Source organism: Kroppenstedtia guangzhouensis, from assembly GCF_014637345.1.
Classification (GTDB): domain Bacteria; phylum Bacillota; class Bacilli; order Thermoactinomycetales; family DSM-45169; genus Kroppenstedtia; species Kroppenstedtia guangzhouensis.
Map to the genome: position 1 here is coordinate 435876 of NZ_BMEX01000001.1, position 25203 is coordinate 461078.

General features: G+C 53.1%; 21 protein-coding genes. 20 read left to right on the plus strand and 1 reads right to left on the minus strand.

Annotated features, from left to right (window positions below):
- The first annotated feature begins 148 nt into the window (after positions 1-148).
- The 8 genes from rny (at position 149) to IEV46_RS02265 (ending at position 8631) form a co-directional block, all read left to right on the plus strand.
- Positions 149-1831, plus strand: a complete 1683-nt coding sequence (gene rny / locus IEV46_RS02230) for a ribonuclease Y (RefSeq protein ID WP_373284531.1) — start codon at positions 149-151, stop codon at positions 1829-1831.
- Positions 1832-1881: 50 nt separating this feature from the next.
- Complete coding sequence (locus IEV46_RS02235) at positions 1882-2673, plus strand: TIGR00282 family metallophosphoesterase (protein ID WP_188429365.1); 792 nt, start codon at positions 1882-1884, stop codon at positions 2671-2673.
- A 160-nt stretch (positions 2674-2833) separates the two neighbouring features.
- Positions 2834-3094, plus strand: coding sequence for a stage V sporulation protein S (locus IEV46_RS02240; protein WP_040387185.1), 261 nt, complete (start codon positions 2834-2836; stop codon positions 3092-3094).
- 79 nt (positions 3095-3173) lie between these two features.
- Entirely contained in the window at positions 3174-4115 is a 942-nt protein-coding gene (locus IEV46_RS02245; RefSeq protein WP_188429367.1) for a dipeptidase, read from the plus strand.
- A 259-nt stretch (positions 4116-4374) separates the two neighbouring features.
- Complete coding sequence (locus IEV46_RS02250) at positions 4375-6135, plus strand: 2-oxoacid:acceptor oxidoreductase subunit alpha (protein WP_188429369.1); 1761 nt, start codon at positions 4375-4377, stop codon at positions 6133-6135.
- On the plus strand, positions 6122-6988 hold the full coding sequence (locus tag IEV46_RS02255) for a 2-oxoacid:ferredoxin oxidoreductase subunit beta (RefSeq protein WP_188429372.1): 867 nt from the start codon (positions 6122-6124) through the stop codon (positions 6986-6988). Before IEV46_RS02250 ends, IEV46_RS02255 begins: the two co-directional genes overlap by 14 nt.
- 186 nt (positions 6989-7174) lie before the next feature.
- Positions 7175-7912, plus strand: a complete 738-nt coding sequence (locus IEV46_RS02260; RefSeq protein ID WP_188429374.1) for an MBL fold metallo-hydrolase — start codon at positions 7175-7177, stop codon at positions 7910-7912.
- A gap of 65 nt (positions 7913-7977) precedes the next feature.
- Entirely contained in the window at positions 7978-8631 is a 654-nt protein-coding gene (locus IEV46_RS02265; RefSeq protein WP_188429376.1) for a hypothetical protein, read from the plus strand.
- Between the two features lie 34 nt (positions 8632-8665).
- On the opposite strand, the gene IEV46_RS02270 is transcribed toward IEV46_RS02265, so the two are convergent.
- Positions 8666-9343: a tetratricopeptide repeat protein gene (locus IEV46_RS02270; protein ID WP_188429378.1), complete on the minus strand. Its 678-nt coding sequence runs from the start codon at positions 9341-9343 to the stop codon at positions 8666-8668.
- A gap of 412 nt (positions 9344-9755) precedes the next feature.
- Between IEV46_RS02270 and IEV46_RS02275 the strand changes: the two genes are divergently transcribed.
- The 12 genes from IEV46_RS02275 (at position 9756) to hfq (ending at position 25162) form a co-directional block, all read left to right on the plus strand.
- Positions 9756-11390 (plus strand): SLC13 family permease, encoded by a 1635-nt coding sequence (locus IEV46_RS02275; RefSeq protein ID WP_188429386.1) that lies wholly within the window; start codon positions 9756-9758, stop codon positions 11388-11390.
- Between the two features lie 220 nt (positions 11391-11610).
- Positions 11611-12651: an L-threonine 3-dehydrogenase gene (gene tdh, locus IEV46_RS02280; protein ID WP_188429388.1), complete on the plus strand. Its 1041-nt coding sequence runs from the start codon at positions 11611-11613 to the stop codon at positions 12649-12651.
- A gap of 33 nt (positions 12652-12684) precedes the next feature.
- Positions 12685-13860 carry a glycine C-acetyltransferase gene (locus IEV46_RS02285; RefSeq protein ID WP_188429390.1) on the plus strand — a complete coding sequence of 392 codons (1176 nt, stop codon included), beginning with the start codon at positions 12685-12687 and terminating at the stop codon, positions 13858-13860.
- A 629-nt stretch (positions 13861-14489) separates the two neighbouring features.
- Positions 14490-15962 carry a tRNA (N6-isopentenyl adenosine(37)-C2)-methylthiotransferase MiaB gene (miaB, locus tag IEV46_RS02290; RefSeq protein WP_188429392.1) on the plus strand — a complete coding sequence of 491 codons (1473 nt, stop codon included), beginning with the start codon at positions 14490-14492 and terminating at the stop codon, positions 15960-15962.
- 2 nt (positions 15963-15964) lie between these two features.
- Positions 15965-16384: a YlbF/YmcA family competence regulator gene (locus IEV46_RS02295; protein WP_188429394.1), complete on the plus strand. Its 420-nt coding sequence runs from the start codon at positions 15965-15967 to the stop codon at positions 16382-16384.
- 167 nt (positions 16385-16551) lie between these two features.
- Positions 16552-17127: an outer spore coat protein CotE gene (gene cotE / locus IEV46_RS02300; protein ID WP_229735838.1), complete on the plus strand. Its 576-nt coding sequence runs from the start codon at positions 16552-16554 to the stop codon at positions 17125-17127.
- A 127-nt stretch (positions 17128-17254) separates the two neighbouring features.
- Positions 17255-18634 carry a putative amidoligase domain-containing protein gene (locus IEV46_RS02305; RefSeq protein ID WP_188429396.1) on the plus strand — a complete coding sequence of 460 codons (1380 nt, stop codon included), beginning with the start codon at positions 17255-17257 and terminating at the stop codon, positions 18632-18634.
- Between the two features lie 97 nt (positions 18635-18731).
- Positions 18732-21344, plus strand: coding sequence for a DNA mismatch repair protein MutS (mutS, locus tag IEV46_RS02310; protein ID WP_188429398.1), 2613 nt, complete (start codon positions 18732-18734; stop codon positions 21342-21344).
- Entirely contained in the window at positions 21337-23175 is a 1839-nt protein-coding gene (gene mutL / locus IEV46_RS02315; protein ID WP_188429400.1) for a DNA mismatch repair endonuclease MutL, read from the plus strand. Before mutS ends, mutL begins: the two co-directional genes overlap by 8 nt.
- A 9-nt stretch (positions 23176-23184) precedes the next feature.
- Positions 23185-23949: a class I SAM-dependent methyltransferase gene (locus IEV46_RS02320; protein ID WP_188429402.1), complete on the plus strand. Its 765-nt coding sequence runs from the start codon at positions 23185-23187 to the stop codon at positions 23947-23949.
- Positions 23924-24877 (plus strand): tRNA (adenosine(37)-N6)-dimethylallyltransferase MiaA, encoded by a 954-nt coding sequence (gene miaA / locus IEV46_RS02325; protein ID WP_188429405.1) that lies wholly within the window; start codon positions 23924-23926, stop codon positions 24875-24877. Before IEV46_RS02320 ends, miaA begins: the two co-directional genes overlap by 26 nt.
- Positions 24878-24916: 39 nt before the next feature.
- Positions 24917-25162, plus strand: a complete 246-nt coding sequence (gene hfq / locus IEV46_RS02330) for an RNA chaperone Hfq (protein ID WP_188429412.1) — start codon at positions 24917-24919, stop codon at positions 25160-25162.
- Positions 25163-25203 lie beyond the last annotated feature (41 nt).

Genomic DNA, 25203 nt, shown 5'->3' on the forward strand with positions numbered 1-25203 from the left:
AGTGCATCTAAAATCCTTAAATTGGTTTGGAAAGATGCTTGCTCAGGGATGTGTAAGTGCCCACTGTTGAACCGGGCGGGAGCTTTATCATAGGATTGGTGTTCTCTGATATGGGATGGGTGCGCCCTGATCCGGAAGAAAGATGCGGATGCGGGCATCCTGGGCATCCTGTATAAATAAACACGGGGGTGCCTGTGGAATCTCGTGTAAGCATGTGATGCAACAGACCGAAGCGGATCGGTCTTGTTTTATACTTGGGGAAGGGAGGAGGTGGGTAGCGATCGAGGCGACTGATTTTCTCGTGTGGTTACTCCTGTTCCTCCTCGGGATCGGTCTTGGTACGGCCATCGGGTATCGGATGCGGAGATTGACAGCGGAAGCACGGATTGGCAGTGCCGAAAAAGAGGCGGAACAGATCATCGATAAAGCGAGAAGCGATGCGGAATCGTTGAAGCGGGAAAAAATCCTGGAAGCCAAAGATGAGGTGCACCGTCTGCGGACGGAAGCGGAACGGGAAATACGCGAACAGCGAAACGACCTGGCCAGGTTGGAACGTCGTCTGATGCAGAAGGAAGAGACCCTGGACAGGAAGCAGGAAAGCCAGGAAAAGCGGGAGGAAACTCTCAGCCAAAGGGAAGATGCAATCCGGCACTGTGAAGAGAAGATTGATGAGCTTTACCGAGACCAGGTGGCGGAATTGGAACGTCTGTCCGGATTGACCACGGATGAAGCAAAGCAACTGATTCTGTCCAAAGTGGAAAATGAGATGAAGCATGAGACCACCCAAATGATCAAAGAGATGGAGCAGCAGGCTCTGGAAGAAGCCGACAAACGGGCCCGGAGCATCCTCTCCCTGGCCATCCAGCGATGTGCCGCCGATCATGTGGCTGAAACGACTGTATCCGTGGTGACTCTCCCCAATGATGAGATGAAGGGAAGAATCATCGGGCGTGAAGGCCGTAACATCCGAGCATTGGAAACATTGACCGGAATCGATCTGATTATCGACGATACGCCGGAGGCAGTGATCCTTTCTGGATTTGATCCGATACGAAGAGAAGTGGCTCGCGTGGCGCTGGAAAAGCTTGTGGCTGATGGCAGGATTCATCCGGCCCGAATTGAGGAGATGGTGGAAAAGTCCCGAAAAGAAGTGGACGAGCGGATCCGGGAGTATGGCGAACAGGCGACCTTTGAGACAGGGGTCCATGGTCTCCACCCTGATCTGATCAAAATTATGGGTCGGTTGAAATTCCGGACGAGCTATGGACAAAACGTGCTGCAACACTCCATGGAAGTGGCACATTTGGCAGGTCTGTTGGCAGCCGAACTGGGTGAGGATGTCCACCTGGCGAAACGGGCCGGTCTCCTGCACGATATCGGGAAAGCGATTGACCATGAGGTGGAAGGTTCTCATGTGGAAATCGGAATTGAATTGGGTAAAAAATATAATGAACACCCGGCTGTCATTAACGGAATTGCATCCCATCATGGCGATGTAGAGGCCACCAGTGTGATCGCGGTTCTGGTCGGTGCGGCAGATGCCTTGTCGGCGGCGCGGCCAGGTGCGCGACGTGAAACCCTGGAGGCGTATATCAAGCGGTTGGAGAAGTTGGAGGAGATCTGTGAATCCTTTGACGGGGTTGAGAAATCCTATGCAATCCAAGCCGGTCGTGAAGTCCGGATCATGGTCCGCCCGGATGAGATCAACGACGGTGAGTCCATCCGGCTGGCACGGGAGATTAAAAAAGAGATTGAGAATAAGCTGGACTATCCGGGACATATCAAGGTTACGGTGATCCGCGAGACACGGGCTGTCGAATACGCTAAATAAAGCGGCATTGTGCCGCTTTATTTTTTTCCCGATGAGGAGCTGTATAAACGATGAGAATATTGATGATCGGTGATATTGTTGGTTCACCGGGTCGGAAAGCTTTATTGGAATATCTTCCTCGGCTGAAACGTTCCCATCATCCCGACCTGGTTGTTGTGAATGGGGAGAACGCCGCCGACGGACGGGGAATCACCCGATCCATCGCTCGGGAGTTTTTCGGTTCCGGAGTCGATTGTATCACTTTGGGCAATCACACCTGGGACAAGCGGGAGATTTTTGATTTCATCGATGGGGAAAAGCGGATCGTTCGCCCGGCCAACTACCCGGAAGGAACCCCGGGACAGGGGTATGCCCGCTTGAAGTTTCACGGCGGAGAGTTGGTGGTGATCAATTTGATGGGGCGTTCTTTCCTCTCCAATCTGGATTGTCCGTTCAGAGAGGCAGACGCCATTCTGAAAAAATTGAAGGGAAATCCACCAGTGCTGGTGGACTTTCATGCGGAAACTACATCCGAGAAGCTGGCTCTCGCCTGGTATCTGGATGGTCGTGTATCCGCGGTGATAGGGACCCATACCCATGTTCAAACCGCTGATGAGCGGATCTTGCCCAAAGGAACCGCATACTTGACCGATGTGGGGATGGTGGGTCCCTATGACAGCGTGCTGGGAATGAACAAAGATTTGGTCATCAAGAAGTTTTTAACCCAGTTACCGGTCCGCTTTGAAGTGAGCAAGGGCAGGGTCCAGTTCAATGCTGTACTGATCGATTTGGACTTAGTGACAGGAAAGTCAACGAGAATCGATCGGCTCCGCTTTGATGATGATAAACCATGGTTTGAATAGCGACGGGTGATGCAAATGGAGAGACAGACAGTGACTCTTGCCGTCTTTTCCCGGTGGTTCGGAAAATAAAGGAGCACACTGATGAATAGAAGGAATTTATAAAAGATTGCCGAATATATTAGCAGTGGATTCACTCCAAACCATCGAGGAGGTAGCCAACATGGAAGTATTAAAAGTTTCAGCAAAGTCCAACCCGAACTCCGTCGCTGGTGCGCTTGCAGGTGTCCTGCGGGAACGCGGCAATGCCGAAATCCAAGCCATTGGAGCAGGTGCACTCAATCAATCCGTCAAAGCGGTTGCGATTGCACGAGGATTTGTTGCGCCCAGTGGAATCGATCTGATCTGCATTCCTGCTTTCACCGATATTGTCATCGATGGTGAGGAACGGACGGCGATCAAGCTGATCGTGGAGCCTCGCTGAGGGGAATGACAACCGAACTTAAACCTGTTTATGAACCATAAACAGGTTTTCTTTTGTGTTTACATAAGGAGGACACAAGATGAAATGGATAGACGGTCATTGTGATGTATTGTATAAGCTGTGGAAATATCCGGAAGAGAGTCTTGACTTCTACGGGAAAGGGCACGATCTGGATGTCACATACGCTCAAGCCCGACAGGCGGGAGTATTGATGCAGGTGTTTGCGATCTTTGTTCCGGAAAATGTTCCTCGAAGTCAGAGCTGGCAGGTGGCGTTGGAACAGGTGGATCTGTTCTATGAAAAGGTGGTCCGAAAAGGCGGGCTGCAACCGGTCAGAACGTCGGAGGAGCTGAACTTTCTGTCCCGGGAGAATCGCATGGGCGGACTGTTGTCACTGGAGGGGGCAGACGCGTTGCAGGGAAGTCTTCGCCATCTGCGAATCTTGTCCCGACTGGGGGTCCGTCAGGTGGGTTTAACTTGGAATTACGCCAATGAAGCGGCTGACGGGATTGAAGAAGAAAGAGGGGGCGGCTTGACCCGTTTCGGCAGAGAGTTGGTTCGGGAGATGCAGCGCCTTCGGATGGTGTTGGACGTTTCCCATCTTTCGGTTCGGGGATTTTGGGAAGTGATGGAGGAGAACCTGCCGGTGATCGCCTCTCATTCCAATGCCCGTGCCATCTGTTCTCACCGGCGGAACCTGATGGATGATCAGATCCGGGCCCTGGTGGACAGAAAGGGGTTGATCGGGATTACTTTTGTTCCCAAGTTCGTCTGCGATGATCCCGATGCTGCCACGGTGGACGACCTTTTGAGGCATATTGAACATATCTGCAGCCTGGGGGGAGAAGAGAGGATCGCTTTTGGGTCTGATTACGACGGGATTGAACAGAAAATACTTGGATTAGAACACATTGGAAATCTGGTTTCCCTGGGTGAGGAGTTGTTGAAGCGCTACCCGGAGCATTTGGTGAAACGGTGGACTTGGACAAATTGGTATGAGTTTTATGCTGGCCGATTGTGAGCAGTTTCAGTGGTTTCCGGTGGTTGCTTTTTGAGGGCAAGGGGTCTAGAATGAATAACTGAACAACGGATGCAAGAGAACTCGCAATCACGGATTTCCGGCCTGCGGGCCCCCGTTTATCCCTTCCTGGGAAAACGGGCCGGTCGGCATACGTTCTTCAGGGAGACGGCCTGTGACGATCAGAAAGAGATACAGTTAGCCGGTTCGTGACGATGGTGGTGCGACAGTTGCAGGGTAGAACCAAAGGAGATGAGTTCATTTGATCAAGCAACTCTCGTGGAAAGTGGGCGGCCAACAAGGGGAAGGGATCGACAGTACCGGTGAAATCTTCTCCACCGCATTAAACCGCCTGGGGTATTATCTGTATGGTTATCGCCATTTTTCTTCCCGTATCAAGGGGGGACATTCCAACACCAAGATTCGGATCAGCACCCGTCCAATCCGGGCCGTTTCCGATGATCTGGATATTTTGGTCGCCTTTGATCAGGAAACCATCGACTTGAATGCCCATGAATTGCACGCTGACGGGGTCGTGTTGGCGGATTCCAAGTTTAACCCTGTACTGCCGGAGGGGATCCAAGCCCGCCTTTTTTCTATTCCCTTCACTCGGATCGCCCAAGATGTGGGACTGGCCCAGATGAAGAATATGGTTGCTGTGGGTGCTTCCAGCGCCTTGATGGGATTGCCTTTGGAAGCCTTCCAAAGTGTGATTGAAGGGAGGTTTGCCCGAAAAGGCGAGCAAGTGGTGGAGAAAAACATGCAAGCGATTCGCGAAGGGGCCGATCGAATCCGGCAGAAGTGCGGAGGACCGATGGAAGCGCTTCTTTTGGAGGAATCCGACAGGAAAAAGCGACTCTATATGATCGGCAACGATGCGATCGCTCTGGGAGCGATTGCTGCAGGAGCCCGACTGATGGCCGCCTATCCAATTACGCCATCGTCGGAAATTATGGAATACTTAATTAAGCGCCTGCCTGATTTCGGGGGCACCGTGGTTCAGACCGAGGATGAAATTGCAGCTATTTCCATGGTGATCGGTGCCAATTTTGGCGGTGTTCGAGCTTTAACGGCATCCGCCGGCCCGGGATTGTCGCTGATGACAGAGGCAATCGGTCTTTCCGGAATGACTGAAACCCCCGCCGTGATTGTGGATACACAGCGGGGTGGACCCAGTACAGGGCTTCCCACCAAACAGGAACAGAGCGATATCAACGCAATGATTTACGGTACCCATGGGGAGATTCCGAAGATTGTGATTGCTCCCAGCACGGTGGAGGAATGCTTCTATGATACGATTCAAGCCTTCAATCTGGCTGATCGATATCAGTGCCCGGTGATCCTTCTCTCTGACTTGGCTCTTTCTCTCGGAAAGCAGACCGTGGAACCCCTCGATTATGACCGGATCCAGATCGATCGCGGCGAGCTGGTAACTGATTCGGAGGAGTTGAAGGAACTGGAGAACTCCGAGCTGTTCAAGCGTTATGAACTGACGGAGGAGGGGATTTCCCCGCGGGTCTTGCCGGGTGTCAAAAATGGTCTTCACCATGTCACCGGGGTGGAGCATGATGAAACCGGTCGCCCATCGGAACTGGCATTGAACAGGAAAAAGATGATGGAGAAGAGATTGCGAAAGCTGAGTCAGGGAATTGAGTTCCAGGATCCGGTGCATATCCATGCCAAGCATACCCAGCCCGATCTGTTGATCGTGGGTATCAACTCCACCCGGGGTGTAATCCAGGAAGGGATGGAGCGGTTGGAGAAGAACGGGGTCAAAGTCAACCATCTGCACATTCGCCAGCTGTTGCCATTCCCGACAGACCAAGTGAAACCTCTGATGGAGCAAGCGAAAAAGGTGGTGGTAGTGGAGAATAACGCCACCGGGCAGCTTGCCAATTTGGTCAAGCTCCATGTGGGGATGGGCGAAAAGATCTCCCATATTCTCAAATATGACGGAAATCCCTTCCTTCCTTCGGAAATCTACAATCAATGTAAGGAGATGTTGGTCCATGGCCACGTTTAAGGATTTCCGCAATAAAGTAAAGCCCAACTGGTGTCCGGGTTGTGGCGACTTCTCGGTATTGGCTGCAATGCAGCGTGCTTTTGCCAATCAGGGTCTGGAACCTGAAGATGTGGTTCTCGTCTCCGGGATCGGTTGTTCCGGCCGAATTTCCGGTTACATGAACGCTTACGGTTTTCATGGAATCCACGGACGGGCATTGCCGATCGCCCAGGGGTTGAAACTGGCCAATCGTGATCTGACAGTGGTGGCCGCCGGAGGGGACGGCGACGGGTTTGCCATCGGAATGAACCATACGATTCACGCCATCCGGAGAAATATGGACATCACCTATATCGTTATGGATAACCAGGTCTATGGATTAACCAAAGGGCAGACTTCCCCCCGGAGTGAAATGGGTTTTAAGACGAAGAGCACACCCAAGGGTTCCATCGAAACCGCCCTTGCCCCCTTGGAAATGGCACTCACTGCGGGAGCGGGTTTTGTGGCCCAAGGTTTCTCCAGCGATTTGAAACAGTTGACCCGGCTGATCGAAGAGGGATTGAGGCACAAGGGGTTCTCTCTGATCAATGTGTACAGTCCCTGTGTGACTTACAACAAAATCAACACCTATGACTGGTTTAAGGAACATTTGGTCAATCTGGATCAGGAGGAGGGTTATGATCCTTCCAACCGGATGATGGCTATGCAGAAGCTGATGGAGACAGAAGGGCTCGTGACGGGTCTGATCTACCAGAATAAAGAACGGTCAAGCTATGAGGAGCTGATTCCAGGATTCCGGGAGACTGGGCTTGCCAAACAGGATCTGGGATTGGAACGGGAAAAGTTTGACCAGTTGGTGGCGGAATTTTCTTGAGTACCTGTAAGTGCCGCTTTCCTTCGGGAAAGCGGCACTTCATTAGATGCGTTGTGAAAAACCAGTCAGAGGGAGGTGGGTTTCACCTTCCACTTCAGCTGACGAGCCAAAGCGCTCCAAGTGAAACTCAATCCCCACCGATTCAGAAAAAACAGTAAATGACAACGCTTTTAGGAGGAGAGTCCAATGAGATGGACTGTACTCGGTTGCCAAAGTCCGTTTCCCGGTCCTGGAGGAGGGACTCCGGGTTACCTGCTGGAGGTGGAGGAAAAAAAGATCCTGGTGGATTGCGGGAGCGGCGTCCTCTCCCGATTGGGGAATTATCTGGCGCTCCACGAATTGGATGCTGTTTGGCTCTCCCATCTGCATCACGATCATATCGCCGATTTCTTTGTGCTTCAGTATGCGATGCTGACAGCCTTCCGACAGGGAAAGAGGAAGGAACCATTGACGGTGTACGCTCCCTCGCAACCCGCCTCCTGGGCGGATAAACTGAACTATTCACAAGTGGTCCGGCATCAGCCGATCCGGGAAGGAGAGAGCTATTCATTTGAGGGTTGGAGCATTACACTGCACCGGACAGAGCATGGGATCCCTTGCTATGCCATGGTCATCCGTTCCAAAGAGCGGGTGCTCCTCTACGGGGCTGATGCCGGCCCCGGAACCCGGTGGATTTCCATGTGCCGGGAGCCGGATCTCTTTATTTGCGAAGGGAGCTATCTCCATCAGGATACACCGGATCTTCCTGTCGGCCACCATTCTGTACGTCAGGCTGGTCAGGCGGCCCGGGAAATTGGAGCCCGTCGGTTGCTGTTGACTCATCTCTACCCGGAAATCCCACTGGAATCCCTGCGCCGGGAAGCGGCTGATGCCTACGACGGGGAGCTTCTGTTGGCGAAGCCGGGCATGGTGGTGGAATTGTAACCTTTCCCGTTCATCATGTTATAATAAAAGGTCAGAAGGATCAGTCCGAACGGGAGGTTCAACCGATGCTGGGACTGTTCAATGATGAAGAGAAGCGGAAGATGATGATTAAGAAAACCAGACGGTTTCTGGAAAAGGGGTTTGAGAAAGGAAAAGTCGGGGTCCAGAAAGCATGGGAAGAATACCGGGAAGAACGGGCACGCCGGGAGCGGGACAAAGCTTACGAGGAGGATTATGAGGCGGAATTCCGCTTTCGGGAAGGGGATATTGATTTTCGGATGCTGATCTCCGCCGAAGAAGCCCGCCTGTATGAACGGGCCAGAAGGAAGTTGAAGGAAGTGAAACTGATTCATTCCGACTCCCGAGTTCACCAACAGTGGGAGTCCAAGAAATATCTGACCCTGCATGATTATTTCACTGAGAAGATTCAGCATTATTACCAGCGGAGAAATGAGGATCCGGTTGCGCTCCACCGTACGATCCGTTTCTGTGAACGACAGATTGAATACGCCCCTGTGGCAGTGCGGGCGTACCGCATGGATCCGTACAATTTCAGTCTTCCGGAGCATCCCGGCTATGAGACGCTGATCTCCCTGTACGAAGAAGTGGGGGAGTGGCATGAAGCGCTTCGTCTGGCCCGAAAGGCGAAAAAACAGGGCTGGGAGGGAGACTGGGATGCTCGGATTCGTGAGTTGGAGGATCGGGGGGGAACCTTATAAGAGACAAGACAGCCGCGCTTTGGCGGCTGTCTTGTCAACTGTTGGATGAAGCCTTGTCCCGTTTTTGCCGAAGCCGCCGGATCCGTGTTTCCCAATCCCCTTTCCAACCTTCCTCCAGAGCTTGTTTGCATAAGCGGATCGCTTCATTGAAACAACCTTGTTTTTCATAGATAATGGCGAGTTGTTTGTACCCATAATGTTGCGGAAGTCCCTTGGATTGGGGATTCATTTGGTTGGCGCGGATCGCCATGGGGGCATATGCGATCTGTTTTTCACAATATCGGATGGCCATCTCCAGCGCTTCCGGCTCTTCTTCACGCCGCTTGTAGAAATATTGGGCACGGTCGCGGTAATAAATTTGCAAACACCAATATTGCATCGCTTTCAAATGTTTCAGCTGGTTCATTTCCCAGGCGGAGCTGTCATCTCTGATTCGAAGCTTCGCCTCTTCATATTTCTTTCTTGCTTCATGGAGAACGAGACGCTCTTCTTCTTCCAACGGCATGGTGAAGATGAAATCCCCCTCCGTGTATCGGAGGGGGATTTCATCTGTCCCATTTTCCGACGGTTCAACGGGAGACTCAGGAACTGTGGTTTTCACAGTTACAGCTCTGGATGAGGTGGACTTTTGTGAAGGTTCCACCGGCTCCGGTGCAGGAGACGGGGAAGGTTTAAACAGTGATCGGGCCTTGGTCAGTAATTTTCTGAACACTCCACCGACCTCCTTTTGACCAATCCTCTGGAAACGTTGTGATTTAAATCGTTTTTGGAGGGGCAGGATTGGTGGTGTTCCACTTGAAACCCAACCCTCCCGTGATGATTCTCTCACAACGTTTCTAGATAAAAATCGACAGGCTTTGTCTAACGAAATCGTATCTTCAGCGGTCGGTTCTGTCAATTCATACACTTAAAATATCGACTCAAATGTTCTGGATATCATGGATCCTTAGCAAGGGGCACAAGAAAATCCGGAACCTGGAAGCGAGTTCCCTTCTCCCATCAGTGTGGACGGTGGTGCGGGGTGCAAAAGGTGCTTCTGAATGAAATTCTTCTTGACAATTCTGTGACGGACAAGACATCATGTTTGTAGAGAATAGATCTGGATATTTTGTGGGAGGGACATAATGAAAGCGCTTCAATTATGGTGGAATCATCTGTGGGTATGGAATGATGATGTGAAACGGCTGTTCCGGATGACTGTGGGTGTGAGAACAGCATCTTCCTCCTCCCCGGGTGGTGAAACCAAAAGGCTAGCTTCCACGCCCGGCCCGTCGCGACCCTACAATCGTCGGCAGCTGATCGGACTTATTTTGGGTCCTTTGTTGTTTATAATTACGTTCCTTTTTATTCATCCTGAAGGGATGTCGAGTCAAGCACAGGCGGTTTTGGCATCCACTTTGTGGATTGCCGTTTGGTGGATCACAGAAGCGATTCCGATCCCGGCCACTTCGCTGTTGCCGATCATCCTCTTCCCGTTGACAGGTGCCTTGGAGGCAGGTCCCACCACTTCAGCTTATGGTGACCCCAATATCTTTCTGTTTATGGGCGGCTTCATGATCGCCTTAACCATGGAACGGTGGAACCTGCACAGGCGGATCGCTCTGACCATCATCTCCTGGGTGGGCACACAGCCGCAACGGCTCGTATTGGGATCGATGGTGGCCACCGGCTTCCTGTCTATGTGGATCTCCAATACAGCCACAGCGATGATGATGGTCCCCATCGGAATGGCTGTCATCAATCATGTGGGGGAATCCTTCAAAAAATCGGATCCCTTGGTGGACACGACGAAGGGTAACTTCCCCTTCGGTACCGCGATGATGCTGGGGATTGCTTACGCCGCTTCCATCGGGGGTCTGGGCACCCTGATCGGAACACCGCCCAACGCCATTTTTGCCGCTCAAGTAAAACAGATTTTCGATGTGGAAATCTCCTTTGCCACCTGGATGCTGTTCGGGGTACCCGTTGTTATCGTGTTGTTGTTCTTTACATGGTGGTACCTTGTTAAAGTGGCATATCCGATGAAATATGATGAGATCCCCGGAGGCGGGGCCATCATCAGCCAGGAGAAAAAGTCTTTGGGAGCTCCCAGTGCCGAGGAGAAAGCGGTCTTCGTCGTTTTCATACTGACTGCTTTGGCCTGGATTTTCCGGGATCTGATATTGAAAAAGTTTATTCCCGGTATCGATGATACCGTCATCGCTATCTCTGCCGCCTTGGTGCTGTTTCTGATCCCTTCCCGAAACCATCCGGGAGAATTCCTGTTAAACTGGGATACTGCCAAAAATCTTCCCTGGGGGGTTCTGCTCCTCTTCGGCGGAGGCTTGGCCATTGCTGCCGGAATTGTGGGATCGGAATTGGACAAATGGATTGGCCTGCAGCTGATCCAATTGGATGGTATGAATTTCTTGCTGATCCTGGTTGTCGTTATTGCCTTGGTCATCTTTCTGACGGAGATCACCTCCAATACGGCGACTGCTACAATGATGTATCCCATTATGGCATCATTCGCTGCTGCTCTCAGCGTCCATCCTTACGGATTGATGGTGGCGGCCGGTCTGGCCGCTTCATGCGCCTTCATGTTGCCGGTTGCAACCCCGCCCAATGCGGTCGTCTTCGGCTCCGGGTGGGTGCGGATTGAGCAGATGGCCAAGGCTGGTTTCTGGCTGAACCTGATCTCCATCGCAGTGATTACGGTGGCTGTCTATTTCCTGTTGCCAATGGTTTGGAGAATTGACTTGATGACACCGATGACGTGATGATTTTCATCATGGCCCCCGTTGAAAACTCAGCGGGGGTTTTCTTGATGCATATCACGGATCTTATGATAAAGGAAAGGACAAGAGGATTTCGACTGTAAAAACATGAATATTCGGATTATGTCCTTTGGAAGAGGACAATACCGATATGGGGAATATCATGCTATAATATAGTTGTATCAAGGTTTGTTCGGATTTTGTATGAAACGAGGTGTCCGCTATGAGTGGAACTATGCGCGCGCTGGTAAAACACCATGCTGGTTTTGGCGCTCAACTGAGGGAAGTTCCCATTCCAGTTCCCGGACCGGATGAGGTGTTGGTCAAGGTCCGGGCAACAACGATTTGCGGAACGGATGTCCATATATACCGTTGGGATGATTGGGCCTCTGCCCGGGTGAAAACGCCGATGATATTCGGTCATGAATTCTCCGGGGAAGTGGTGGAAGTGGGGGCTGGGGTGAGACAATTGTCTGTTGGTGATCATGTCTCCGCGGAAACCCATATCGTATGCGGTTATTGTCCCCAGTGTCGGCGGGGGGAAGCTCACGTCTGTGCCAACACGGAGATCATCGGAGTGCACCGCACGGGATGTTTTGCTGAATATGCGGTGATGCCCGCGGATAACCTGTGGAAACACAACGAAGAGTTGCCGCCCGAGGTGGCATCGGCGATGGAACCGATGGGAAACGCCGTTCACACGGCTTTGTCTGGTCCCATCGCCGGAAAGTCTGTCGCCGTCATCGGTTGTGGCCCCATCGGGGTGATGGCGGTGGCGGTGGCCAATGCGGCAGGTGCCTCCCAGGTGATCGCCTTGGATCTCAACGAGTATCGGCTCGAACTGGCCCGAAAGATGGGGGCGGATGTGCAGATCCACTCCGGAAGGCAGGATCCTGTACGGGAGACGGCGAAGTGGACGAAGAATCGGGGAGTCGATGTGGTGCTGGAGATGTCGGGAAATGCCACTGCCATTCGGCAAGGATTTTCCATGTTGACAGCTGGTGGCCGGATCTCGATGCTGGGTCTTCCCACCAGACCGGTGGAGCTGGATGTGAGTAATGAGATTGTTTTTAAGGGAATCCAGGTCCATGGGATCGTGGGGCGCCGGATGTATGAGACATGGCAGCAAACCACCGCTTTCCTTGAATCGGGACAGGTGGATCTGGCACCGATGATCACCCACCGGTTCTCCCTGGATGAGTTTGAGAAAGGTTTTGAGCAGATGATGAGTGGTAACTCCGGCAAGGTGGTTTTGTATCCTTGAAATCATGAAACGGGACCTTCAGGAGGGAAATGAATGAACAGCTTTGAATATCTGGAGAAAGAGATTCAGGTGTGGAAAGATCGAGGGACTTACCGGCCTTTGACGGAACTGGAATCGGAACAGGGTTCCAAAGTGAGTATCAACGGACGTGAAGTGATTCAACTCTCCTCCAATAACTATCTGGGCCTGACTACTCACCCTCGTCTAAAACGGGCTGCCTTGGAAGCGGTGGAGAGGTATGGTGCGGGAACCGGGTCAGTCCGGACGATTGCAGGCACTTTCTCCATGCATGAGGAATTTGAAGCGAAACTGGCTCGCTTTAAACACACCGAGGCGGCATTGGTCTTCCAATCCGGTTTCACGGCCAACGTCGGAGTTCTCTCCTCGATTTTGTCGGAAAAGGATGTGGTGATCAGCGATGCTCTCAACCACGCCAGCATCATCGACGGAATTCGTCTCACCAAGGCATCCCGTCGGATCTATCGCCACGTTGATCTGGAGGATTTGGAAAAAGCATTGAAAGAGACGCAGACGGCCCGCACCCGTCTGGTGGTGACCGATGGCGTATTCAGCATGGACGGGGATGTGGCCCCGCTTCCCGAAATTGTGGAACTGTGTGAAAAATACGATGCGCTGGTGATGGTGGATGACGCACATGCCAGTGGTGTGATGGGGAGAAACGGCCGGGGAACGGTGGATCATTTCGACTTGAATGGTCGGGTTCACATTCAGGTGGGAACGCTGTCCAAGGCCGTCGGCGTCCTGGGAGGATATGTTGCGGGCCCCTTTGTTTTGCGGGATTATCTGATCCACCGGGCGCGTCCCTTCCTGTTCAGCACATCCCATCCGCCGGCAGTGACCGCCGCATGCTCCGCTGCCATCGATGTGTTGCTCGATGAGCCGCAACTGGTGGATCGTCTCTGGGAAAATACACGCTTTTTCAAGGAAGGTTTGGCCCGGCTCGGATTTGACACCGGCAAGAGTGAAACACCGATCACACCGGTGATGGTGGGCGAAGATGCCCTGGCGATGAAATTCTCCGACACTCTGCTGCAAGAAGGGGTCTACGCTCAGGGAATCGTTTTTCCCACGGTGCCGAAGGGGCAGGCACGTGTCCGCACCATTGTTACAGCGGGCCACTCCAAAGAGGATTTGGAGCAGGCTCTGACGGCTTTTGAGCGTGCTGGAAAAAAATTGGGGATCATCTGAGAAAAAGCAACCGGATGATTCCGGTTGCTTTTTTTAATAAAAAAACTGTAAACAAGTTTGCTATCCAAACCAAATCTCGAAAAGACGCCCCGCCTTACCGGGAACCCCTGATTGGAAGGGGGTTCCTTTCATTGAAGGTGACCTCCGCCTTCGTTTATAATTGACAGAAGAGGCATGGCTGATTCTCCAAAGCCTCCTCAAGTTCTCCAAAGAGGCGAGACTGGGGAGCGACAGCACCCCCGGCTAGAATCTCCACGGTCACACCAACTTCTCCCATTTTATCTTTTTTGCTTGAGACCGGTTATCAGAGAATGGGCCGGGGCTTCACATGAACGATTCACTAGAAGTGTTGTGGTTTAGCGCTTGAGTCGGTCGGGATTGGGTTTCACATGACCTTTTCGTTGTTCTTAACCTGCCAAATCACTCCATGTGATACCAGTCCTCCCTGTGACGAGCTTTTTCACAACGCGTTCAAGGATTTAGTAAATGCGGTTTTTGCCGGCGTAATCAAACAGATATCCATGATGCTTCCATGACTTCAAGGATATGGGAGGTTGTAAACCAAATAAGGGTACCTTATTTATTCCCTATTATTCAGGAAAGAGGTTTCCATATTGGAGGGAAATGATATGAACGAAGAGATGCGTCGGTATTTTACCCCGCCGGATCTGAAGGCAGCTAAGAAACGGGGAAAAGAAGATATCTCCGTGTTGAAGTTTGATCAGATTCCTGATGAAATGAGGGGAATCGGTCAAGGGAAGAAGTACTTGATCAAAACCTACGGTTGTCAGATGAATGTGCATGACTCCGAGACGATCGCCGGTATCTTGGAATTGATGGGTTATCGTCCGACGGAGGCGGAAGAAGAGGCGGCGGTTATCCTGATCAATACTTGTGCCATTCGGGAAAACGCGGAAGACAAGGTGTTTGGGGTGATTGGACGGCTGAAGACGTTGAAGACGGAAAAGCCGGAGCTGGTGTTGGGAATGTGCGGGTGCATGTCCCAAGAGGAGTCTGTTGTTAACCGGATCCTGCAAAAGCATCCGCATGTGGATCTGATTTTCGGTACCCACAATATTCACCGTCTTCCCTATCTGCTCAAGGAAGCGCTGATGAGCAAAGAGATGGTGGTGGAGGTTTGGTCCAAGGAAGGCGACATTGTGGAGAACTTGCCCAAGGTACGTGAAGACGGGCTGAAGGCTTGGGTCAACATCATGTACGGCTGTGATAAATTCTGCACCTATTGCATTGTCCCTTACACACGGGGTAAGGAACGGAGCCGCCGTCCGGAGGACGTGTTGGCGGAAATTCGGGATCTGGCCCGTAAAGGCTATCGGGAAGTCACCCTGTTGGGTCAAAATGTCAACGCCTATGGAAAGGATTTTGAGGACAGGGATTACCGATTTGGCGATTTGATGGAGGATGTTCGGAAAATCGGGATTCCCCGGGTCCGGTTCACCACGAGCCACCCACGGGATTTTGATGATCATCTGATTGAAGTGCTGGCCCGGCGGGGCAATCTGGTGGAGCATATCCATCTTCCGGTTCAATCGGGCAACAATGCGATCCTCAAGATTATGGCACGGAAATACACCCGGGAGCGGTTCCTGGAATTGGTGGGCAAGATCAAGGCGGCGATTCCCGATGTGGTGTTAACCACGGATATTATTGTGGGATACCCGGGAGAGACGGAGGAACAGTTTGAGGATACACTTTCCCTAATGAGGGAGGTGGAGTTTGATTCCGCTTTCACCTTCATCTATTCTCCTCGGGAGGGGACCCCGGCAGCGAAGATGAAGGATGATGTTCCGATGGATGTGAAAAAAGAGCGATTGTACCGCCTGAACCGTATTCAGGATGAAATCAGCCGGAAGAAAAACCTGGCACTGAAAGGTCAAGTGGTGGAGGTGCTGGTGGAAGGCGAGAGTAAAAAAGATCCCAATTTCCTCTCCGGTCGCACCCGCACAAACAAGTTGGTCAACTTCAGGGGACCGAAACACCTGATCGGTGAATTTGCCCAAATTCGGGTCACGGAACCCCGTACCTGGACGCTCAGCGGAGAATGGGTGGAGGGGCCTTCCGTCCGGAAGGTGGGGAGTTGAAAATGAATCAGCCGAATCCGGATCACCCGATTTTGGTTCATGCATCCCGCTTGGGCCGTCGCTTGTCGGAGACAGAGGAAATCCGCCGCTTTCGTCTGGCCGAGGAGCAGGTCAATCGAAGCCGCCGGGTTCAGGGATTGATCGAGGAGATCAAGCGGAAGCAAAAAGAACTGGTACACGCGAAACACTATCAAAAGTCGGAGTATTGCCGGCGGTTGGAAAAAGAATTGGATCGTCTGCAGCTAGAGATGGAGAATCTTCCCATCGTCAGGGAGTATCAGCAATCCCAAGTGGAGATGAACGATCTTCTCCAGACACTGACAAATGTTTTGGCGGATGCTGTTTCGGAAAAACTGAATGTGGATGTCGGCGGTGATGTCGGCGGTGGTTGTGGCAGCGGGGGGCCCTGCGGCTGCCGGTGATCCTCTTTGACCTGTGTTGGAATGCAGGTCTTTTTTTATGTATTCTTCTGTTTCGATTCTGTGGGGCAGCAGGGCTTTTGCGGAACTTTCCCGTGGTTTTTTAGGCACCCTGGACTATAGCCCTGCATACTATTTGTACTGAATGACTGTTTGGAGGAGGGAGTATCGTGTCAAATACAAACAGCGGAATGCAATGCCGACAAATCATCACCAAAGCGGTCACCGGCAGAGGCAGCAAGTTCTCCCAGACAACGCACTCCATCCAGCCCCCCGATCATATTTCCAGCATCTTGGGTGCCTGGATCATCAACCACAAATATGATGCCAACCGGGTGGGGGATGTTATTGAGGTCACAGGGAGCTATGATATCAACCTTTGGTTTTCCTTCAACCGGAATACCAAAACCGAAGTGGCCAATCACACGGTGCGGTATGTGGAGCAGGTTCCATTGAGCTATTATGACAGCAATGTTCGGGAGGGAACGATGGAGGTCAGCGCAGTGGCCACCCAACCTCCCAACTGTATCGAAGCCACCATTGCAGAAGATGGAGAGGTCCTGGTTCGGGTAGAACGGGAATTTTACGTGGAGATGGTCGGTGAAACAAAGGTTTGTGTCTTGGTCAACCCCGGCGGCTGTGATGACTGGGATGATAAGGGAATTGACGGGTCAGAGTTGGAGGGAGTCTCAGATGGTTTTGAGGATTTGGATCCCGATCTGGTGATCGATGATCTGAGCGACTGACTTTTTAATTCCATCGCGGCAGGGGAGGCAGGATGCCTCCTTTTTCTTTTTATGCACTAACCACAGGAGGGTTCTTGACATAACATATCAGCAGACCAGTTTTAGGGAACGCGAAAGGGGAAGAGATATGGAAGCGCACTTGCTCCCGTTCAACCAGACAGACGAAGGGGGATTACGGAACCGGCTGGTCACCCCAGAAAACACTCTTGCTCCTTCGCTCTACTTACATTCGTCCTTGAGCGGTGCTTATACGGAACAGATGACTGTTTTGAATGATGGAAATGCGGTGGAACGTGCCGGAGACCCTGATTATCGAATTGCTTTTTTGCAGTTGCACGGGATTAAAACGGCAAAAGGAAAGACCCGACTGCTCAAACGATATATTGTAGCTGTTTTTCAGACTCAGGTTTTAGTGATGTACTGTTCCAACGGGCCTATGGTGTGGCTTGCAGGAGATCGGTCGAAAAAGAAGGAGACTTTTCGCAGGGTGAATCCACAGGGGAACTCACGGGAAGTTCGGCGCGTAAGAAATTTATCTGTACGGGCCTTGTATGCGATAGGGCTGGACTATGGTGTTGTCAAAATCGGCATCCTGCCGGGAAACAAGGCGACGGTTTTGGATATAAACCCCAGCCCCCCGTTGAATCAGGAGATGACGCGTTCTTTTACCGAAGCTATCCTTCAATACAGCCGAAAACTCCCCGGGATGGTGGCAAAGCTGAATCAGGTGGTTCTTGGAGCGGATCCGGAATTTATCCTGCGTAAACCCGGTGGAGACCTGGCGATGGCCTCCGACTATTTCCCCCGTTACGGCAGGGTGGGCTGTGATGCGATCTGGCAGGGGGAAGATCGGTCAGCAAAGCCGTTGGTGGAGATTCGTCCCCGACCCACCCCGGATCCGCGAGAATTGGTGATTCGGATTTACAAGGGATTGATTCAGGCATCCCGAAGGATCAAGGATGGTCGCATCCAGTGGTTGGCAGGGGCGCTTCCCCACCCGGGTTTTCCTTTGGGAGGCCATATTCATTTCAGTGGAGTGCATCTCAACTTTAAATTGTTGCGTGCCTTGGATCATTATCTGGCCTTGCCTTTGATGCTGGTGGAGGATCCAAAGGGAGCCCGTCGCCGTCCCACATACGGGTATCTGGGGGATTTTCGCCCCCAATTCCATGGCGGCTTTGAATACCGAACTCTGCCCAGTTGGCTGGTTTCCCCCACCCTGACCAAAGGGGTCTTATCTGCGGCCAAGCTGGTGGCAGCCAAATATCCTCTGTTAGGGGCTGACGATCTGAACAGTTATGTCGTTCAGAAAGCATACTATCGGGGAGAAAAGGATGAATTGCGGGAAATCGTCCACGGTCTTTGGAATGAATTGCGCAGTGTGGATGGATACCATCGTTACAGCCGTTATCTGGATCCCTTTTACCGAATGATTGAGTCAGGGAAGAGGTGGAACGAGGAAAGAGATATCCGGCCACTGTGGAAGTTGCCCCTCCGCAAGTCCTGAAGGGCTGTTGCTTGTTCCCGCAGAAGGGGCATGGTACAATGAAACTCATGCGGTTCATGAATCACCCATACTACACAAAATTCGGAGGTTTGTCCAAGTGGCCAAGTATACTCCGATGATTCAACAGTATCTTTCAATCAAGGCGGATTATCCCGATGCCTTTTTATTTTTTCGTTTAGGCGATTTTTATGAGATGTTTTTTGAGGATGCCCGCAAGGCGGCGGAAGAGTTGGAGATCACCCTGACCTCCAGAGATGGCGGAGGGGAGAGAATTCCCATGTGCGGAGTGCCTTTTCACTCCGCGGAGGTGTACATCAGCCGTCTGATCGGAAAGGGTTACAAAGTGGCCATCTGTGAGCAGATGGAAGATCCCGCTGCGGCCAAGGGGGTGGTCCGACGGGAAGTGGTCCGGGTGATCACCCCGGGCACAGTGATGGAAGAGAAGATGCTCGCTGAGCGGGAGAATAACTTTCTGGCAGCCTTGACCTGTCATCGGAAGCATTATGCGCTGGCGGCGGCGGATTTGTCCACGGGGGAGTTTTATGTGACGGATGTTGCCGGAGGTGGGGTACGTGTGATCGATGAGCTGGCGGCATACCAACCAAAGGAAGTGCTTCTGGCCCCCTGTTTGGAAGAAAAAGGGTCTCTCCTGGAAGAACTCCGTCTCCGCCTCGGGGCTGTGATCACGGTTACAGGAAAGGACGAACTCCCGTCTCAAGAGGAGCGGGTCAGGATGCTGGGTGAGCATTTTCCCGATGACTGGGAAACGCTGACCACCCCGATTCACGAAGAGGTGGCCTGTCTGCTCCTTTCCTATTTGCAACGTACCCAGAAGCGGGGACTTTCCCATGTGAACCGGATTCGTCGTTATGATGCCGAGCAATTTATGGTACTGGATGTTTCAGCGCGTCAGACGTTGGAGTTGACCCAATCGTTGCGGGAAGGCAGAAAAGAGGGTACCCTTTACGGCTTGTTGGATCGGACCGCGACAGCGATGGGCAGCCGGTTGTTAAAAAAATGGCTGGACAAGCCTCTGTTGGACTTGAATGAGATCAGAAAACGTCAGGAAGAGATTCAGGCTTTGACGGACCATTTGATCCTGTTGGAGGAGATCCGTGACCAACTCAAAGGGGTTTATGATCTGGAACGACTGTGTGCCCGTATTGCCTACGGATCGGCCAACGGACGGGATCTCATCTCTCTCCGGCGTTCTCTGGAAAAAATCCCTGATTTGAAACGTTGTTTGTCCGAAACAGATTCCAGTGCACTGATCTTTATCGCTGAGGGATTGGATCCTTTACGGGAAGTGGTGGAGCTGACCGCAAAGTCCATTGCGGATGAGGCTCCGGTATCGGTCCGGGAAGGCAACCTGATCAAAGATGGGTACGATGAAGAGCTGGATCGTCTCCGTGAAGTGCAGCGGGACGGCAGAGGTTGGATCACCCGCCTGGAACAGCGGGAGCGTGAAGCGACCGGGATTCGCTCGCTCAAGGTGGGGTTTAATAAGGTATTTGGCTATTATATCGAGGTGACTAAAGCCAATCTGCGCCATCTTCCTGAAGGGAGATACCAACGGAAGCAAACCCTGGCCAATGCGGAACGCTTTGTCACTCCCGAGTTGAAAGAGCGGGAGCGATTAATTCTGGAGGCGGAAGAAAAATCAGTGGAACTGGAGTATCAACTGTTCACCCAAGTCCGGGAACGGGTGGCAAAGGAGATCCCGCGGATCCAGATGCTGGCGGATCGGGTGGCTCGTCTCGACGTGCTTCATTCCCTGGCGGCGGTATCCGGAAAATACGGATATGTCCGGCCTGAAATCAACCGGGAAGGCCGGATCCGGATTGAGGGGGGGCGTCATCCGGTGGTGGAAGCGGCCATGTCAGACGGAGAGTTTGTTCCCAATGACACTCGGATGGATCAACAGGAACATCAGGTGCTGCTGATCACCGGCCCCAACATGGCAGGCAAGAGTACATATATGCGTCAAGTTGCCCTGATCACGCTGATGGCGCAGATCGGCTGCTTTGTACCGGCGCGCCGGGCTGAGATCGGGATTGTCGACCGTATCTTCACCCGGATCGGTGCCGCGGATGATTTGGTCGGTGGTCGCAGCACCTTTATGGTGGAAATGGATGAGACCCGGTTGGCCCTGGCCCAAGCGACTTCCCGAAGTCTGATCTTGTTGGATGAGGTGGGACGTGGAACTTCCACCTATGATGGAATGGCCCTGGCCCATGCGATTGTGGAGTATATTCACGATCACGTAGGAGCGAAGACACTGTTTTCCACCCATTATCATGAGTTGACACACCTGGAGGCGGATTTGCCCCGGATGGTGAATCTTCACGCCCGCTGTGTGGAAAAAGAGGGTGAGGTTGTCTTCTTGCACCGGATGGAGCCGGGGGGAGCTGATCGCAGTTATGGAATTCATGTGGCCCAGCTGGCCGGAATGCCTGCCGAAGTCATCCGAAGAGCGCGGGATCTTCTGGAAAACCTGGAAGGGCGTTTGGAAACGGCGGGGGCTCGCCAACCGGATCTGTTCTCCTTTGCTGAACCCGCGGCGAAACCGGCCTGCTCCCGGGAAGAAGAGGAGATATTGAACGCTCTGCGGGAGTGGGATCTTCTCAACCGGACTCCTATGGAAACAATCCAGTTCCTCTTTGACTTGCAAAGGAAACTGAAGGCGAAGGGGGCGGGGATCGATGGGTGAGATCCGTCTGCTGGATGATCAATTGGCCAACCGGATCGCCGCCGGAGAGGTGGTGGAACGGCCAGCCTCAGTGGTGAAGGAGTTAGTGGAAAACGCTCTAGATGCCGGAGCGGACCGGATTCACATCGAGATCACCGAGGGAGGCATCCGTTCCATCCGGGTTTCCGACAACGGGCAGGGGATGGATCGGGAAGATGTTCTCCTCGCATTTGAACGGCATGCCACCAGCAAAATCCGCCGGGCTCGGGATCTGTTTTCCATCCGCTCTCTGGGATTTAGGGGAGAGGCGTTGCCCAGTATCGCTTCCGTCTCCAAACTCACCCTGACGACCGCCCGGGCGGAGGGGATCGGGACCCGCTTGGTGCTGGAGGGCGGAAAACTGCTATCCACGGAGGATGCGGCCCGTTCGACTGGAACCGAGGTGACGGTGGAGGAGCTGTTCTTCAATACTCCGGCCCGTTTGAAATATTTAAAAACCGTCAACACTGAAGTTAGCCATGTGGCGGATCATGTGGGACGGCAAGCGTTGGCACACCCAACAGTCTCCTTTGTCCTGATCCATAATGGAAAGGAATTGTTCCGGACTCCGGGAGATGGGAAGTTGCTCCATGTGGCCCATGTTTTGTACGGGAAACAGGTGGCCCGCAAGATGTTGCCAGTTGATGGGGAGGATATGGATTTTAAGGTGGAGGGATTGGCGGCGAAGCCGGAGGTGACCCGATCCAACCGTTCTTATATCTCGATTGTGGTCAACGGGCGTTACATCCGGAATATTCCCGTGTCGCAGGCGGTTCTTCGGGGTTATGACACGTTGTTGCCCATTGGCCGTTACCCCATTGTCGTCCTTTCTCTGAGTATGGATCCCAAGTTGGTGGATGTGAATGTCCATCCGGCTAAGTTGGAAGTGCGGTTCAGTAAGGAGAAGGAGCTCTGCCGGTTGATCGAGGGGGCATTGAAGGCTTGTTTCCGCGAACATGTTCTGATCCCCCAAGCGGCTTCCCCCCGACAGGAGCACCGCTCGATATCTTCCCCGGTGCAACAGCGGCTGCAATGGGACGCTTCTTCTCCCCGAGGGAAGAGAGAGGGGAGCTGGAAAGTCAGGGAGACGGGGCCGTTGCTTCCCTCAGACCCCAAGCCGTCGGTTCCCTCCAGACCTGATCCCCCCCGTCCAGTATCGAATGATGCCCCCCTTGGCGAGGAGAAAAAAATCGAACCGATGGAAGGGGCGGAGGAGCGTAGGTCCGATGATGAGTTGCCCGATCTGACCCCCTTGACCCAGATTCACGGAACCTATATTATCGCTCAGTCTGAGGATGGGTTCTACCTGATGGACCAGCATGCAGCACATGAACGGATTTATTATGAGCGGTTTTACAGTCGGATGCAGGAGAAGGATGGCAGGTTACAACCCCTGCTCATGCCATTGACAGTGGAATGCACTCCGGCGGAAGCGGAGATGATCCGGCATTGGGCTCCTCATCTCTCGAAGTTGGGGATGGAGATGGAACCCTTCGGAAATACCGCTTTTTTGGTTCGTTCCCATCCTGTGTGGTTTCCGAGAGGGAGCGAGGAAGAGTTGTTGTGGGAGGTCCTCGACTGGGTGAAGAGAGGAGAGCGGGTGGACCCGGCCCGGCTTCAGGATGACGGTGCCAAGCTGATGGCCTGCAAAGCGGCGATCAAGGCGAATCGTCACCTCCGCCGAGAAGAGATGGAAAGCCTGATTCAACAGCTGAGGGCATGTGTCACACCCTACACCTGCCCTCACGGACGACCGATTCTGATTCATTTTTCCACTTATGAAATCGAAAAGATGTTTAAACGGGTGATGTAGGTGGTGATCGTGACAACATCCCGACGGCCCCAGGAAGAAGAACGGCTGTGGGCCGAACGGATCGCCCGCAGGATGGGAGTCCACTGTCTGCCCCGCGAGAACCGTTCCTTGATCCGGATGATGAAAGAAACCGCTACCGATGCTGTGGTGGTGGTGGGAAGTGATGGAGCACACTGGGAGGACCGGGAGGGGAACACCTTCCGCTTTCATCCCAACCTGGCCGCTCTGCGAGTGAAGGAACTGGCGGCCGGGGGGGCGGATGCCTTGGTGATTGCGGCAAGTCTCCAACCGGGGGATCGGGTCCTGGACTGTACGTTGGGACTGGGGGCGGATGCCATTGTTGCAGCCCATGTGACAGGAGAGGCAGGGGAAGTGGTGGGACTGGAAAGTCAGCCAGTGATCGCAGCGCTGGTGGATTACGGCCTGCGACATTACCCGGCGGCTTCCCCCTGGCTGGTGCAGGCGATGCAGGGGATCCGGGTGGTGTGTGTCGATTACCGGGAGTACCTTCGCCGCGCAGGAGATGACTCTTTTGATGTGATCCTGTTTGATCCGATGTTCCGGCAGACCGTCACCCGTTCCTCCGCCCTCCAGGCCTTGAAAATCCTGGCCAATCCCGAACCTCTGGATCCAGAGTCGGTCCGGGAGGCGCTCCGGGTGGCACGGAAACGGGTGGTGCTCAAGGAGCGGCTGATGAGCGGGGAGTTTGAACGACTTGGATTCCGGGTGGTAAAGGAGGCTTCCAACTATGCATTCGGAATCCGAGAACCCTGAAGAACAAGACCTGCTGGTGATCGTGGGGCCCACTGCCGTGGGGAAGACCGCACTTAGCCTCTCACTGGCCCGGGAATTTCGGGGGGAGGTGATCTCGGGGGATTCGATGCAGGTGTATCGCCATATGGACATTGGAACTGCCAAGGCATCTCGGGAAGAGCGGGCGGCGGTTCCCCATCATCTGATCGATCAGGTGGAGCCGGATGTCCCTTTTTCCGTGGAAGAGTTTCAGCGGCTGGCCCGGGAGAAAATTGAAGAGATCCAGGCCCGTGGACATCTTCCGATGCTGGTGGGAGGAACCGGCCTTTATATCCAGGCGGTCACCCATGGTTATCGATTACCCGGGGTTGGAGAAGATCCCGGGTTCCGGGAGAAGTTGCATCAGCTGGCGGATCGGGAGGGAAACGAAGCCCTCCATCGACGGTTGCAGTCGGTGGATCCGGAAGGGGCGGCCCGCCTTCATCCCAACGATCGACGACGGGTGATCCGGGCTCTGGAGATTCACCGGGTGACCGGAAAGCCGCTGACAGAGGTGCAGACCCAAACTCCTCCGCCTTACCGGATCCTGTGGATCGGTCTGACGATGCCCCGGGATCGGTTGTATGAACGGGTCAATTTCCGGGTGGATCAGATGATGGCGGCGGGATTGTTACAGGAGGTGAAGGCGCTCCGGGAGCGGGGCTGCCACCGGGATCTCGTTTCGATGCAGGCTCTCGGCTACAAGGAGTTGATGAGTCACCTGGAAGGAGAGATTCCCCTGGAGGAGGCGGTGGTTCAGATTAAGCAGCGGACCCGGAAGTTTGCCAAACGTCAGCTTTCCTGGTTTCGGAGACTGCCAGAGATCCACTGGTTTGATGTCACCCGGGAAAATTCAGGGAAAGAAATTCGCGCTCTTGTAGCAGGAAACTTCCCTCAGTACAAAGAATAGAGTAAACTAATGCCAAAATGTACATAGGAGGTACAAACCTTGAAGCAATCGATCAACATCCAGGACACTTTTCTGAACCAAATCCGAAAAGAATCAGTGCCGGTCACCATCTATTTGATTAACGGTTTTCAGTTGCGGGGAGTGGTGCGGGGATTTGATAATTTCACCATCGTGATCGACTCGGACGGCAAGCAGCAGATGGTGTACAAACATGCCATCTCCACATTCACCCCGGCACGGTCGGTGTCCTTGATGTCCAATGATGATAGCAATAAGCAAAGCTAAAACCAAGTGGTCCACACTTGGTTTTTTCATTTCTGTGCAGT